General features: G+C 62.1%; 9 protein-coding genes and 2 pseudogenes. All 11 read left to right on the top strand.

Translation table 11 applies throughout. The features are described 5' to 3' along the window. Nucleotides 1-3 precede the first annotated feature (3 nt). The 11 genes and pseudogenes from PALO_RS10670 to PALO_RS10720 all read left to right on the top strand — a co-directional run bounded on the left by PALO_RS10670 (nucleotide 4) and on the right by PALO_RS10720 (nucleotide 15158). Nucleotides 4-1597 (top strand): annotated as a pseudogene (locus PALO_RS10670) (mannitol dehydrogenase family protein). Nucleotides 1598-1599: 2 nt separating this feature from the next. Next, nucleotides 1600-2665: pseudogene (locus PALO_RS10675) on the top strand (mannonate dehydratase). Between the two features lie 708 nt (nucleotides 2666-3373). After that, nucleotides 3374-4189 carry a DeoR/GlpR family DNA-binding transcription regulator gene (locus PALO_RS10680; protein WP_004810014.1) on the top strand — a complete coding sequence of 272 codons (816 nt, stop codon included), beginning with the start codon at nucleotides 3374-3376 and terminating at the stop codon, nucleotides 4187-4189. Between the two features lie 335 nt (nucleotides 4190-4524). Then, a complete protein-coding gene (locus PALO_RS10685) occupies nucleotides 4525-5016 on the top strand; it encodes an RpiB/LacA/LacB family sugar-phosphate isomerase (protein ID WP_015583561.1) in 492 nt (163 codons plus the stop codon). A gap of 173 nt (nucleotides 5017-5189) precedes the next feature. Then, nucleotides 5190-6269, top strand: a complete 1080-nt coding sequence (locus PALO_RS10690; RefSeq protein WP_015583562.1) for a DUF7973 family transport facilitator — start codon at nucleotides 5190-5192, stop codon at nucleotides 6267-6269. A 23-nt stretch (nucleotides 6270-6292) separates the two neighbouring features. Further along, nucleotides 6293-7147: an HAD-IIA family hydrolase gene (locus PALO_RS10695; RefSeq protein ID WP_015583563.1), complete on the top strand. Its 855-nt coding sequence runs from the start codon at nucleotides 6293-6295 to the stop codon at nucleotides 7145-7147. Nucleotides 7148-7211: 64 nt separating this feature from the next. Beyond that, the gene (locus tag PALO_RS10700) at nucleotides 7212-8774 is read left to right on the top strand and encodes an FGGY-family carbohydrate kinase (protein WP_015583564.1); all 1563 of its coding nucleotides are present in this window, start codon (nucleotides 7212-7214) and stop codon (nucleotides 8772-8774) included. A 26-nt stretch (nucleotides 8775-8800) separates the two neighbouring features. After that, on the top strand, nucleotides 8801-10165 hold the full coding sequence (locus PALO_RS10705) for a sn-glycerol-1-phosphate dehydrogenase (protein ID WP_004810004.1): 1365 nt from the start codon (nucleotides 8801-8803) through the stop codon (nucleotides 10163-10165). A 94-nt stretch (nucleotides 10166-10259) separates the two neighbouring features. Further along, complete coding sequence (locus PALO_RS10710) at nucleotides 10260-11942, top strand: ribulokinase (protein WP_015583565.1); 1683 nt, start codon at nucleotides 10260-10262, stop codon at nucleotides 11940-11942. Nucleotides 11943-12109: 167 nt separating this feature from the next. Continuing rightward, on the top strand, nucleotides 12110-14167 hold the full coding sequence (tkt, locus tag PALO_RS10715) for a transketolase (protein WP_015583566.1): 2058 nt from the start codon (nucleotides 12110-12112) through the stop codon (nucleotides 14165-14167). Between the two features lie 19 nt (nucleotides 14168-14186). Continuing rightward, the gene (locus PALO_RS10720) at nucleotides 14187-15158 is read left to right on the top strand and encodes a sugar-binding transcriptional regulator (RefSeq protein WP_023033235.1); all 972 of its coding nucleotides are present in this window, start codon (nucleotides 14187-14189) and stop codon (nucleotides 15156-15158) included. Nucleotides 15159-15185: the final 27 nt, after the last annotated feature.

Genomic DNA, 15185 nt, shown 5'->3' on the forward strand with positions numbered 1-15185 from the left:
GTCATGAAACTCGGTCTCGATTCTCTGCGTGGTTCCGTACTGACGGATGCCGGCATCAGCGTTCCCACCTTCGATGTCGAACGAATGCGTAGTCAGGCCCATGATCATCCGCGCTGGATGCATATTGGTCCCGGAAACCTGTTCCGCGTCCACATCGCTCGACTGGCTCAACACGTCATGAATTCGGGAGCGGAACAGTGCGGCGTCGCTGTCGTTGCGCAGCGGAGTCCGCAGCGCCTCGATCGTGGCCTTGGCGACCATGACCTGCTGACCCTGGGAGTCACTTCCCATGCTGATGGCCACACTGACTTCGGAGCCATCGCCTCCATCAGCGAAGGACTGGCCTACCGACGTACTGACGATTTCCGTCGCATCACCGGGATCGCATGTGCTGACTCCCTGCAGCTGATCACCCTGACGATCACGGAGAAGGGCTACCAGCTCACCGGGTACGACGGTTCCTTCCAGGACGCCGTCGTCGAGGATCTGGGCCGCAACCCCATGACCGATGCGATGTCGACGACGATGGCCCTTGTCGCCGCCCTGCTGGTGCAGCGTTCGCACGCCGGCCACTCCGGTTGCGCTGGTCTCCTGTGACAATTTCTCCCACAACGGAGACAAGCTCCGCACCTCAGTGCTGACGATCGCCGAGGAGTGGGAGAAGAGGGGAACCATCGACCACGAGGTCGTCGAATGGATCGCGGAGAAGGTCGCCTTCCCGATTTCGGTCATCGACAAGATCACTCCTGCCCCCTCGCAGAAGGTTGCCGACCAACTCGCCTCGATGGGGTTCGAGGACATGTCGATTGACCCCGACGCCGGGGTGGCGGGATTCGTCAACACCGAGTCGGCCGAATACCTCGTCATTGAGGATTGTTTCCCGAATGGGCGCCCGGAGCTGGAGAAGGCCGGAGTCCACTTCACCGACCGCGACACGTGCGACCGATTTGAGCGGATGAAGGTGACGACCTGCCTCAACCCGCTGCACACTGCTCTGGCCGTCACCGGCGTGCTGCTGCGCAAGCCCACCATCGATGAGGCCATCAAGGATCCCGGTCTCGCTGGCCTGGTGCACCGTCTGGGATGGCAGGAGGGGCTACCGGTCGTCAGTGACCCCGGAATTGTCGATCCCAAGGAATTCCTCCGGGAGGTTGAGGAGGAACGCTTCCCAAACGCATTCCTGGGCGATACACCAAGTCGAATTGCGACTGATTCCTCACAGAAGATTCCGATCCGTTTCGGCGAGACCATCAAGTCCTATCTCGCCGATGATTCCCTGGACGTCGCGTCGCTACGGGCGATCCCCTTCATCCTTGCCGCTTGGTGCCGATACCTCATGGGCATCGCCGATGACGGCCGGCCGGTCGAGCTTTCCCCCGATCCTCTGCTTGATGATCTGAAACCCGTTGTGGCAGGGGTTCATCTGGGTGACGAGGATCCCAAGGTCATCACCCCCATCCTGCGCCGCGCCGACATCTTCGGTGTGGACCTGACGACGACGCCACTGGCGGAGCTCGTTGAACAATTCTTCATTCGTCTGACGGCTGATCCGGGTGCCGTCAGGGCGGTTCTGGACAAGGAGTTTGCACAATCATGAAGATGACATTTCGGTGGTACGGTCCGGAAACCGATCCCATCACCCTGCAAAATATCCGTCAAATTCCCGGAACCAGCGGAATCATGGGGGCAATGGATTGGATTCCGGTCGGAGAGGTGTGGTCAGAGGAGGAGATTTCCTCCTACGTCCAGAAGGTCAATGAGGCCGGCCTGGAGTGCGAGGTCATCGAGTCGGTGAACGTCCATGAGGACATCAAGCTCGGCAAGTCGTCTCGTGACACCTACATCGCCAATTACTGCAAGACCCTGGAGAATCTCGCAGCTCATGGGATCAAGGTGGTCGTCTACAACTTCATGCCGGTGTTCGACTGGCTGCGCACCGAGCTCTTCCACCGCAACGAGGACGGGTCGACCTGCCTGTACTACGACCACGAGGAGCTCGAGGGTCTGACTTCTCAGGATATCGTCAAGGCCACCCTGGATTCGTCGGCCTTTCCGCTGCCCGGTTGGGAGCCTGAGCGACTGGCCGACCTCGACGAGGTGATGGCCCAGTACGCCGACATGACTCCGGACCAGCTGCGCGACAACTATCGCTACTTCTTGGAGGGAATTGCTCCGACCTGTGAAAAGGTCGGTATCCGGATGGCTATCCACCCCGATGATCCCGCCTGGGACATCTTCGGAATTCCACGCGTCGTTCACAGCGATTCAGATTTACAGAAGGTTGTCGATCTCGTTGATTCCCCGGCGAACTCGCTGTGTGTGTGCAGGGTCACTGGGGTCAAATCAAGACAATGATGTTCCTGCCATTTTCACGAAGTACGGAGACATGGGACGAATTGCTGCGGCTCATGTCCGCAACGTGAAGTTCCTGGGACACAAGAAATTCAAGGAAGCGGCACATCTCTCCAGCGATGGATCCCTGGACATGTACGCCATCATGAAGGCCATTCACGATCACTGCTCGGACGTCTACATTCGTCCGGACCACGGTCGGATGATCTGGGGAGAGATGGGCCGACCGGGATACCCGCTGTACGACCGCGCTCTCGGAATCCCCTATCTCAATGGCTTGTGGGAGGCCATCGAAAAGGCGTCCGCTAGCTGATTCGGCCGATCACTGGAGATGACTGGACCAGTCCTCGGCGGTTGTGTCGCACTCGTGGCATGCAGGCTGTTGATGAAGCCAGGTTTGGTCGTTCTGTGCGGTGGAGTCGTGATCGTTTCGGAATGTCTATTCATTGGGAAGAATATACTTTTTCGGTGCGTGATGAATGGGTGAGGTCGGTCGAGAGGATGATCGCCAGGGATTTATCAATACGCTATTCTCACTGCCACACATCATGATGGATATGCGTTGTTCGAGTCTGTATCTTCGCTACACGACGGCCAAGATATTAGGTTGAGACTTCGTTGCTGAGTTTCTCGTAGCCGTTCGGAACCGTGGGACCTGGGTGGGCTTGTACTTCTCCCTAAGTGACTGGTCACGACCGAACTTCCTGCACCATGACGACCGTCATCACCCGATGCGGGGCGTCGCCCCTGATCATGTGCCAGATCTCGAGTCCTATCGGCAATTTTTGCATGGTCAGGTGAGGGAATTCCGGTTACGGACCGCTCGACGTCCTCTGGTTCGACTTCTCCTCCTCGGGGACGGGTCCGTAGCAGTGGGGTGCTGACGATCCCATTCGGATCGTCCGTGAGTTGCAGCCTGACGCGATCGTGGTCAACTGCCAATTTCTGCGCTTGAGAACAGCATGCGACTATCTCGCAGATAGGATTCTTGCGAGCTGGACATGTTGGGAGGCGATGGGTGATGGCCGGCAGTGGGACCACGACTCTCAAGGGCCAGAACGGGCCGCGGGCACGTCAGCTTGCGATTGCCGAGGCGGTCGTTCGAGCGGGGTCGGTTACCGTCGAGGACCTCGTCGAGGCCACCGGTGTATCTGCCATGACGGTTTATCGCGACCTTGCGACCCTCGAAGCCAGTGGAGTGCTGCAGCGCCACCGCGGCCGGGTGGTTGCGGTTGCCAACGGTTTGCACGAGGCGGACGCCACATTTCGGCTGGAGCAGAGTTCGACGGACAAGCAGGCGGTAGCCGACCTTGCCGGCGATCTCATTGGCCCAGGATGCTCGATCATGCTCGACGACTCGACGTCGGGAGTGTGGCTGCTGCGGTCCCTCGGAGACCACTCACCACTGACGGTTGTTACCAATTCCCTCTTGGTGGCCGACGAGGTCATTGCCAATGGCTCGGACAAGCTCGTCGTCTCAGGTGGCGAGTACCAGTCCTGGGCGAAGTCGTTGATGGGCCCCGCGGCGGTTCGGATGATCCGTTCCATGCACGCGGATCTGTGCTTTCTGTCCGCTTCGGGGATCTTCGAGGCCGGCTGTTATCACCCGTACCAGGAGGTCGTCGAGGTCAAACGGGCCATGCTCGAGTCAGCCGAGAAGCGGGTCCTGCTGCTCGACCACACCAAGTTCGGACGACGCGCGCTGTTCAAATTTGCCGATCTGACGGAATTTGATCACGTCGTCGTCGATGCCCACACCCCACACGGGATTCTTGACCAGCTGCGCGATCTTGGCGTCCACCTCATGGTCGTGGGGGATGATTCGTCAGGGTCCTGACGACGATCGTTTCCGCTTCGCGCCCCCGCGCCGATCACACACCGCACCGTTCACACACCGCACCGCTTCGACGGGGTTTTCACACGCGTGGTGTGAATCTGTCCGTGCCTCTCCGCACCCATTCACCAGAAGTCATGGTGATTCTGTCCGCTACGGACACTTTTGATCGCTGACGTCCCGTTCACACCCGAATGACCGCGCCCGACTGTGGCGAAATCCACACTGAAGGCCCTTACTTTTCACATCAACAGTGTTAATATAAACACTATGAGTCGTTGCTTCTCGCATTCGCGAGTGAGACTCCCCAACGCACGGCAACGAAGCATGGAGGGATCATGGGACTGAGAATTGTCGTCGCCGCAGATCCGGCGGCAGTGCAGTACAAGGACGCCATCAAGGCCGATCTCGAGGCTGATGCGCGAGTCGACGAGGTGATCGACGTCGGCGTCCAGGAGGGTGATGACACCCTGTACCCGCACATCGGCGTCAAGGGAGCCCACGTCATCAAGGATGGCAAGGCCGATCGAGGCATTTTCCTCTGCGGCACCGGAATGGGCATGGCCATCACCGCCAACAAGGTGCCGGGCATCCGAGCCTGCACCGCCCACGACTCCTTCTCCGTGGAGCGCCTCATCATGTCCAACGACGCCCAGGTCCTGTGTCTGGGACAGCGCGTCATCGGGCTCGAGCTCGCCCGTCGTCTGGCCCGCGAGTTCATTGGGTACACCTTCGACCCGAGCTCTCACTCCAAGACCAACGTCGATCTCATCAACGCCTACGAATCAGGCGACATCGCCGGGGAGACTGCCCCGGGCAGCTGCTGCTGACACCGGTGTGGCGCGGGCGCCGATGACCGCGCCACCCACTTCACACCTCACATCTGAGCCACCCTATCCCCTGGGGGACGACCTCCAGGACGCCCAGAAAGACCGTGTGCAGCACCGTCGTTGCCCACGGACATCCGATCGCGGGTAGATCCCGCCCTCATGAAGGAACACCGATGTTCACCACCTCTGTTGGAGTCTTCATCTTCGGGCTCCTCGCCGCCATCGCCGGCGGCGCTGTCGGAGCTGCCATTGGCGGCAACTATGCCTTCGTCCTCACCGGCTTCTGCGTGCTGGCCTCCTGGGGAGTCTTTGCCGCAACCGGAAACACCTTCGGCTTGGACTACCTGGCCTTCGGTCCCTTCATGGGACCGCACATCGCCTTCGCCGGCGGCGTCGCGGGAGCCATTTACGCCCGCTACCGTGGCCGTCTCGATGACGGCAAGGACGTCAACACCCCGCTGGCCGGCATCGGCCGCCCTGACATCCTCCTGATCGGTGCCCTCTTCGGCGTTTTTGGATACCTGTGCCAGATTGGCATCTCCAACATCCCGTGGTTCGGCAAGCACACCGACTCCGTTGCCCTGACGGTGCTGATCTCCGGTCTGCTCGCCCGCCTCGCCTTCGGCGGTCTCCCCGGAAAGGGTCTGTTCCATGGCTCCCTGCACAACCCGGAGCTCTTCCATGAAGACGCCACCACCTTCCCGGCCAAGATCAAGCCGGGTCCCAATGGACGGTGGCTGGAGTGGCAGGAGAAGCCCAGCCAGCTGCTGACGATCGGTTCCCTCTTCGGCATCTTCGCCGGTGGAGCCTCGCTCTTCCTGGCCGCCAACGTCGGCGCCCGCCTCACCGAGATGGGCTTCGACAACAACCTGGCCGCCCTCAACGCCAACAGCTTCTGCTTCGGAATCTCGGCCGTCATCATCCTGTTCCTCATCACCAACCGGAACATGCCGGTCCAGCATCACGTGACAAACATCGCCGGCCTGGCCGCAGTGCAGTTCTTCCCGCTGCTGATGGGCAAGAGCATTGGCACCTATACCTGGACGGCCACTTCGACGTGGGATTCCCACACCTGGGGAATGGCGGCGGTCGCCCTGCTCATCGCCGCGATCTTCGGCATCTTCGCCGCTGGTCTCGGTGAGTTCTGCGCACGGCTTTGGTACGACCGCGGCACCAGCCACATCGACCCGCCTGCTGCTGCCATCTGGCTGAGCAACACCGTGGTCGTCACACTGGTTGCCCTGTTCGCCTGATCTGACCCAAGGAAGTAGCAAGTATGAATGACGTCATCGACGCACCAACCGCATTCGCCAATGCCTATGTCTTCGATATGGACGGCACCATCTACCTCGGCGACCACCTCCTGCCCGGTGCCCGCCGCATGATTGAGGAGCTGCGTCGTCGCGAGATTCCCGTGAGGTTCCTGTCGAACAACCCGACGAAGGATCCGAGTCAGTACGTCGACAAGCTCGAGAAGCTGGGCCTGCCGACCGCTATCGAGGACATCTCCAACACGGTCGTGACGACGACGCGCTGGCTGGTCAACAACCACCCGGACGCCAAGGTCTTCGCCATCGCGGAGGAGCCCCTCAAGCGGAGCTTGCAGGAGGCCGGTGTCGAGCTGTGCGAGGATCCCGAGAAGATCGACATCGTCATCGCCTCGTACGATCGCACCTTCGATTACCGCAAGCTGCAGATAGCCTTCGACGCCATCTGGTTCCACAAGCGCGCCTTCCTAGTCCAGACCAATCCGGACCGGTTCTGCCCCTTCCCGGGCGGCCGCGGCGAGCCCGATTGCGCTGCCATCACAGCAGCCATCGAGGCGTGTACCGGACAGCAGTGCAAGGTCAGCCTGGGGAAACCATCCCCGGTCATGCTCACCGAGGCGCTGTCCGGGCTTGACGTCGATCCGTCGGATTGCGTCATGGTCGGTGACCGACTGCAGACCGACATCCAGATGGCCCTCGACACCGGCATGAAATCAGCCTGCGTGCTGACCGGTGAGGCCACCGCGGATGACGTCGCAGCATTGGATGCCGAGCACCGTCCGACCTGGACCCTGGATCGCATTGACCGGCTGATCCCTGCCTCGGCATGGCAGGAGCTCGGCTGGACCGAAGACAACGACTGACACGACGACGGGGCTGCGAGCATCGCGGCCGCAGCCCCTCAAGACACACTCACAGGAGACAACGATGTTGAACAACGGCCCTTACCTCTTGGGCATTGACTACGGCACCGAGTCGTGCCGAGTGGCAATTTTCGACCTCGAAGGACGTCCGCTGACCTTCGCAGCGACCCCGTACAAGACTACCCACCCCCGTCCGGGCTGGGCCGAGCAGGATCCCGAGGAGTGGTGGAAGGCCCTTCAGGCGTCCTGTCATCGTGCCATCGCGGCTGCCGGGATCTCCCCGGCTGCCATCGCCGGTATCTCCTACGACGCCACGACGCTGACGATGGTTGCCATGGACGAGCGTGGCAACGAACTGCGTCCGGCCATCATGTGGATGGACGTCCGCGCCACGGAGCAGGCCGCTCGCGCGGAGGGATCTGACTCGGTCGCCCGCCTCTACAACGGCGCCGGGACCTCCCCGGCAACCGCCGAGTGGTATCCCTTCAAGGCCGCCTGGCTGCGTGAGCACGAGCCGGAGACCTATCGTAGGACCGCTCACCTCGTCGACGCACCGGACTGGGTGACCTACAAACTCACCGGCGAGTGGACGACCAACATCAACTCCGCCGCCATCCGGATGTACTACAACCGCGACAAGGGCGGCTGGCCGGAGGACTTCTACGAGACCATCGGCTGTGGTGACGTTTTTGACAAGATCCCGGAGCGGGTCCTCGATCTCGGCACCCCGGTCGGCACCCTCGGCACAATTCCTGCTCAGCTGCTCGGTCTGCGTCCGGGAATTCCGGTCGCTCAGGGTCTGGCTGATGCATGGGCCGGCCAGATTGGACTGGGCGTGCTGTCCCCGGGTTCGATGGCTCTCATCACCGGTTCCTCGCACGTGTTGACCGGCCAGTCCGACACCGAGATCCACGGCCAGGGATTCTTCGGCGCGTACACCGACGGCGTCATGCCCGGCCAGTACACCGTCGAGGGCAGCCAGGTCTCGACCGGTTCGGTGCTCAAGTGGTTCAAGGACAACTTCGCCGCCGACTACACCGCTGCCGCAGAGAAGATCGGTCTCAACCCCTACGACGTCCTCAATGAGCAGTCCCGGAACATCCGTCCCGGATCCGACGGCCTCATCATCAACGAGTACTTCCAGGGCAACCGCACCCCGTACACCGATTCGAAGGCTCGCGGTATCATCTGGGGACTTTCCCTCATGCACACCCCGGCGCACTTCTACCACGCCATTCAGGAGTCGGTCTGCTACGGCACGGCCCACAACCTGCGCGCCATGAAGGCTGCCGGTTTCGAGGTCGACCGCATGGTCGCCTGTGGCGGTGCCACCAAGAGTCGCGACTGGATGCAGATGCACGCTGACGTCGCAGGCGTCCCGATCGCACTGACCGAGGTTGGCGACGCCGTCGTGCTCGGTACCTGCATGGTCGCCGCCGTCGGTGCTGGCCTGTTCAAGGACCTGCCCGAGGCTGCCAAGCAGATGGTTCACGAGATTGACGTCATCGAGCCCGACCAGGAGCGTCACGAGGAGTACCAGTACTACGTGGACAAGTACTGCGACACCTACCCGCAACTGCGCCCCATGATTCATGACATGGTCGATCACGAGGCCGACAAGAACTGACGATCACACCGATCAGAGGAGAAGTAATGTCCGAATTGATTGACAAGGCATTGGCCGATTGCGACGACACTGACGTCGTGATCATGGGTCACGACGTGCTTGATGAAACCGGGCGCGTGTTCAAGGAACTGTTCGGTGGCGCGAAGGCGATCATCATTGCCGACGAGAACACCTGGGCCGTTGCCGGTGAGCAGACCAAGGCGTCCTTCGAGACACACGGGGTCGAGACCGTCGAGCCGATGATCTTCCCGGGACGTCCCACCGTCTACGCCTGCTACGAGAACATCGAGAAGATCCGTGACCACATCCGTGACCTCGACGGGGTGATTGCCTGTTCCATCGGTTCGGGCACCCTCAATGACCTCACCAAGCGAGCCAGTGACGAGCTGGGGCGGCGCTACATGAACGTCTGCACGGCCGCATCGATGGATGGATATGCTGCCTTCGGCGCCTCCATCACCGAGAACGGTTTCAAACACACCATGAGTTGTCGCGCCCCCCAGGCCCTCATTGCCGATCTGCCGATGATGGCTGGTGCGCCCCAGCGCTGCACCGCCACCGGACTGGGTGACCTCATCGAGAAGATCCCGGCCGGAGCTGACTGGATCGTCGCTGACGAGCTGGGTGTCGAGCCGATTGACCAAGAGGTGTGGGATCTCGTCCAGGGTCCGCTGGCCAGCGCGATCAGTGACCCGGAGGGCCTTGCGAATGGAAAGCCGGAGGCATTCAACGGTCTCGTCGAGGGTCTTGTGATGTCCGGTTTGGCGATGCAGAAGTACCGCATCTCGTCTCGTCCCGCGTCTGGTGCCGGCCACCAGTTCTCCCATGTGTGGGAGATGGAGCATCTCGGTATGGATCAAGAACCCCCGTTGACTCACGGGTTCAAGGTGGGCCTGGGAACCATCTCGGTGCTGGCCCTGTGGGAGAAGGTGTTGGAGCATGACTTCACGACTCTTGACGTCGACACCGCCGTCGCCAAGTGGCCCACGGCCGAGGAGATGGAGGCCAAGGTTCGCGCCAACTTCACCGGCGACATGCTGGAGCCGGCCGTCAAGCAGACGATGGACAAGTACCTCGACGCGGATGCCCTGCGCGAGCGTCTGGAGGTCGTGAGGTCGAAGTGGCCGACCATCCAGGAGCGCTGCCGCGCTCAGGTGATGCCTGCGGCCCACGTGGAGAAGATCATTCAGGCCGTTGGCGGCATCTACCATCCAGCCCAGATCGGCTTGACCCGGGAGCGCTTCCACGACACCTACTACCGGTGCCAGATGATCAGGTCGCGGTACACCCTGCTCGACCTGCTGGTGGAGACAGGGACCATCAGCGACTTCGTTGAGCCGCTGTTCGAGGCTGACGGATTCTGGGGTCAGCGCCCCTGGCCGCAGGACTGACAAGGTCCGTCAGAACTGACACATAGACCGTCGTGGGGCGCGGGCCGGCTTACTCGCCCCGGCCTCACCCCACGACTGCATCGAGGAGAGGGTCATGGCCGACAAGTTCGTGGTGGGACTGGATTTTGGCACTCTGTCGGGACGTGCTGTCATCGTCAGAGTTGGCGACGGTACCGAAATGGGCACTGCTGTCCACGAATATGCCCATGGAGTCATGGATCGGGTGTTCAGCGCGGCGGACGGTCAAAAGTTGCCGCCAGACTTCGCCCTGCAGGATCCCAGCGACTACATCGAGGCGCTGACGACAATTGTTCCCGGAGCGATCGCCGATGCCGGCGTCGACGCCGACGACATCATTGGCATCGGGGTGGACTTCACGTCTTCGACCGTCATTGCTGCGAAATCTGACGGCACACCGATGTGTCAGCTGCCCGAATTCGCCAACAACCCCCATGCTTGGGTGAAATTGTGGAAGCACCACGGTGCTCAGGACCAGGCGGATCGCATCGTCAAGCTGGCCCAGGTTCGACGCGAGCCGTGGTTGGCGCGCTACGGGGGAATTTTGTCCCCCGAAATGCTGCTGCCGAAGGTGCTCGAGACCCTGGAGCGGGCGCCCGAGGTCTATCAGGCCACCGACGTCTTCTGCGACGCCGTTGACTGGATCACCTGGCAACTCACCGAGGTTCTCACCTTCGCCCAGGGCGACTCCGGGTACAAGCGGACGTACCAAGACGGCAAGTACCCATCGAAAGAGTTCCTGGCGAACCTCAACCCGCACTTCGCTGACGTTTTTGAAACCCGCATGAACGCGCCGGTCGTCCCCCTAGGAGCACGGGTAGGTGGCTTGACGTCGAAATTTGCCGAGCAGCTCGGTCTGCCGGCAGGAATTGCGGTGGCCAGCGGGAACATTGACGCTCATGTCACTGCTGCGGCTGTGCAGGCTGTCGAAAACGGTCAGATGACCGCGATCATGGGAACATCGGCGTGCTACATCGTGTCGGATTCCCAATGCCGAGAGGTGCCGGGAGTTTTCGGCATCGTCGACGGCGGGATCATCGAGGGATCGTGGGCGTACGAGGCCGGTCAAACCGCCTTCGGTGACATTTTCGCCTGGTTCGTCGAGAACTGCGTGCCCGCCTCCTACACCGAGGAGGCACAGCGTCGCGGCATCACCATCCACGACCTGCTGACCGAGAAGTGCGCTGACCAAGAGGTGGGTGAGCACGGTCTCATCGCCCTTGACTGGCACAACGGCAACCGGTCAGTTTTGGCTGACTCCAAGCTGTCCGGCACGATCCTTGGCCAAACCCTCACCACCACCCCGGAAGACCAGTACCGCGCCCTCCTGGAAGCGGCTGTCTTCGGCGCTCGCACGATCATCGAATCGTTCCGCAACGCCGGAATCGAGATCAACGAGATGGTCGTTGCCGGAGGCCTCACCAAGAACCACTTCCTCATGCAGCTGATGAGCGATATTTGTCGGGTGCCGCTGTCCGTGGGCGCTACAGAGCAGCCAGGGTCACGTGGCTCGGCAGTTTTCGGCGCGGTCGCCGCCGGCGCGTACCCCGATGTGCGTGCAGCGTCCCAAGCCATGGGAGGCAAGCTTGAGGGGGTCTACCAGGTAGATGAGGAGCGAGCCGTTCAATATGACGCCTTGTACGCCGAATACGCTCGTCTTCACGACTACTTCGGCCGCGGCGGAAACCAGGTCATGCGCCGGCTCAAGGAGATCCGACGCCAAGCACGTTTGCGGGCCCGGGAGGTCAAGAGAGGGTGACGAAGGAAGGCATCCTTGCACATTTGTGACATCGACACCCCCACAAGTGCATGGCGATGGGGTTGCGAATAGGATTCCCAGTGAGGACCTGAGCCCCCACCCATCGCCATGACGAGCGACAACACATCACACAGATCAGGCCAACAAGCCAATACGAGAGGAACATCGTGGCAACCGAACTGACGTGGACCGACACCGACAGGCTCGCTGTCGACACCGCACGAGTGCTGGCGGCCGACGCCGTCGAGAAGACCGGTAACGGGCACCCCGGCACCGCCATCTCCCTGGCCCCGCTGGGCTACCTGCTCTACCACAAGGTCATGGCCGTCGACCCGGCCGACCCGAACTGGCTCGGCCGTGACCGCTTCATCATGTCCGCAGGACACTCCTCGCTGACCCAGTACACCCAGCTCTACCTGGCCGGTCTGGGCCTCGAGCTGTCCGATCTGGAGTCCCTGCGTACCTGGGGATCCCTGACTCCTGGCCACCCCGAGTACGGCCTCACGAAATTCGTCGAGACCACCACTGGCCCGCTCGGTGCTGGCGTTGCCAACGCCGTCGGCATGGCGATGGCAGCTCGCCGTGAGCGTGGCCTCCTCGACCCGGACGCCGCTCCCGGAACCAGCCCCTTCGACCACTACGTCTACGCCATTGCCGGTGATGGCTGCATGCAGGAGGGCATCGCTTCCGAGGCGTCGTCCCTGGCTGGGACCCAGGAACTGGGCAACCTCATCCTGTTCTACGACGACAACCGGATCACCATCGAGGGCGACACCACCATCGCCTTCTCCGAGGACGTCGAGGCTCGTTACGAGGCTTACGGCTGGCACGTCCAGCACGTCGACTTCACCAACGGGGGCACCACCTACGAGGAGAACGTCGAGGCCCTCATGGAGGCCATCGACAACGCGAAGGCCGTCACCGACAAGCCGTCCTTCATCCGTCTGACCACCGTCATCGGCTGGCCGATCCCGGTGCTCGCCGGCCTGGCCCAGGTGCATGGTGCGAAGATCGGCACCGAGGGCGTCAGCGCCCTCAAGGAGAAGCTCGGTTTCGAGGACACCCCCTTCGCCATTGACGTCGAGATGGTCCAGAAGGTGCGTTCCGCCTTCGCCGAGCGCGGCAAGGGTCTGCGCGAGGCATGGGACAAGAAGTTCGTCGCTTGGCACGACGCCAACCCTGACGGCGCCGACCTCCTTGAGCGGATGCTTGCCCACAAGCTGCCCGACGATCTCGAGATCCCGACCTTCGAGCCCGGCAAGATGAGCACCCGCAAGGCCTCCGGAGCCGTCCTGAGCGCTCTCGGTCCTCAGCTTCCCGAGCTGTGGGGCGGATCGGCAGACCTCGCCGGCTCCAACAACACCACCATGAAGGGGGCCGACTCCTTCCTGCCCGAGGATCGCTGCTCCGAGAAGGATCCAGGTGGCCCCTACGGTCGCACCATCCACTTCGGTGTGCGCGAGCACGCCATGGGTGGCATCCTCAACGGCATCACCCTGTCGGGCCTGACCCGTTGCTACGGCGGAACCTTCTTCGTCTTCTCCGACTACATGCGTCCCTCGGCCCGTCTCGCGGCCCTCATGAAGGTTCCGTCGATCTTCGTGTGGACCCACGACTCCATCGGCGTTGGTGAGGACGGCCCCACCCATCAGCCGATCGAGCACCTGGCTTCCTACCGTGCCATCCCGGGCCTCGACATCGTCCGTCCGGCCGATGCCAACGAGACTGCGGTGGCGTGGCGCACCATCCTGGAGCACATCGACCGTCCCGCCGGACTGGTGCTGTCGCGTCAGGATCTGCCGACGATCGACCGTAACGAGTACGCCTCTGCCGAGGGTGTTGCCAAGGGTGCCTACGTCGTGTCCGAGGCCGGCGCAGAGCCCAAGCTCATCCTCATCGGCACCGGATCCGAGCTGTCGGTGGCCCTCGAAGCGCAGAAGAAGCTGGAGGCTGACGGGGTCCCGACCCGGGTCGTCTCGATGCCGTGTCAGGAGTGGTTCGACGAGCAGGATGAGGAGTACCGCGAGTCGGTTCTGCCCAGCTCGGTGACCGCTCGTGTCAGCGTCGAGGCCGGTATCGCCATGGGATGGTCGAAGTATGTCGGCTGCAAGGGTGCTTCAGTCTCCCTGGAGCACTTCGGTGCCTCTGCTGCCGGAACCCTGCTGTTCGAGAAGTTCGGCTTCACCGCCGACCACGTCGCAGAGGTCGCCAAGTCCGTTCTGTGACGCGGACCGAGGCATGACGATGTCGAACCGACGCCGGGCGAGCCAAGACGAAGAGATGCTCCACGTTGCGGAGATGTACTACTTTGAGCAGATGACCCATGCCGCGATCGCCCAACGACTCTCCATGAGCCGTTGGACGGTTGGCAGGATTCTCGAGGAAGCTCGCCGCACCGGGATAGTCAAGATCACCATTGATCACCCACTCGCCCGGCATCACCGGCTCGAGACCGAGTTGGTGGAAACCTTCGGGTTGCAAACGGCCGTCGTCGTGCCCGTCCAGGCCAGTGACGAACTGACCCTGGACCTTGTCACTCGGATGGCAGCTCAGCGGCTGTCCGAGTGGCGACCCCAGCCGCAGGTGGTCGCGGTGAGTTGGGGACGGACGACGGCTCATCTTGCTCAGCACCTGGGGTCTGGTTGGGATCCCGATGTCGTTGTCGCCCAGACCAACGGCGGTGTTGCCGTCACGAGGAACGACCTGGTGGGACGCTCCGTCGTGCGGATGGCCGAACTCGGCCCGGGCAGATCTCTCACCCTGCAGGCCCCGACGATCGTCGGATCGGCGGATCTGGGGGAGATGCTCCGCAAGGACGCGTCGGTCTCACGCCCGCTGGAGGCTGCCCACAAGGCTGATCTCCTCGTCTACTCGCCCGGAGCTGTCAGTACCGATTCGATCCTGGTGACGGCGGGCCACGTCACGAAGGACGGTATCGAGGAGCTGCGTCGCAAGGGTGCCAGCGCAGACATCATGAGCCACTACGTCGACGTCCACGGCGAGGTCGTCGACGAGGAACTGGATTCGCGCACGATTTCAGTGGATTTGGACTGCGTCAGGGTAGCAGGCGACAACCACAATCCTTCGCGTCCTCGACGAGTCCTGGCCGTTGCATCGGGAGTCGAAAAGGCCGAGGCCGTGGAGACCGTTTTGCAGGGAGGATTGTGCACGGACCTCGTTGTCGATGCCCATGCTGCCGAGCAGGCTCTGCAGTGATCCTTTGTGTGGTCCCAGGGTCCGGAC

Origin of the sequence: Cutibacterium avidum 44067, from assembly GCF_000367205.1 — a bacterium.
Lineage (GTDB): Bacteria > Actinomycetota > Actinomycetes > Propionibacteriales > Propionibacteriaceae > Cutibacterium > Cutibacterium avidum.

Excerpts from the sequence above, each read along its gene's own strand:
- PALO_RS10710 (WP_015583565.1), top strand. The coding sequence starts at position 10,260 with ATGGCCGACAAGTTCGTGGTGGGACTGGATTTTGGCACTCTGTCGGGA.
- PALO_RS10690 (WP_015583562.1), top strand. The coding sequence starts at position 5,190 with ATGTTCACCACCTCTGTTGGAGTCTTCATCTTCGGGCTCCTCGCCGCC.
- PALO_RS10700 (WP_015583564.1), top strand. The coding sequence starts at position 7,212 with ATGTTGAACAACGGCCCTTACCTCTTGGGCATTGACTACGGCACCGAG.
- PALO_RS10685 (WP_015583561.1), top strand. The coding sequence starts at position 4,525 with ATGGGACTGAGAATTGTCGTCGCCGCAGATCCGGCGGCAGTGCAGTAC.
- PALO_RS10680 (WP_004810014.1), top strand. The coding sequence starts at position 3,374 with ATGGCCGGCAGTGGGACCACGACTCTCAAGGGCCAGAACGGGCCGCGG.
- PALO_RS10705 (WP_004810004.1), top strand. The coding sequence starts at position 8,801 with ATGTCCGAATTGATTGACAAGGCATTGGCCGATTGCGACGACACTGAC.
- PALO_RS10695 (WP_015583563.1), top strand. The coding sequence starts at position 6,293 with ATGAATGACGTCATCGACGCACCAACCGCATTCGCCAATGCCTATGTC.
- PALO_RS10720 (WP_023033235.1), top strand. The coding sequence starts at position 14,187 with ATGTCGAACCGACGCCGGGCGAGCCAAGACGAAGAGATGCTCCACGTT.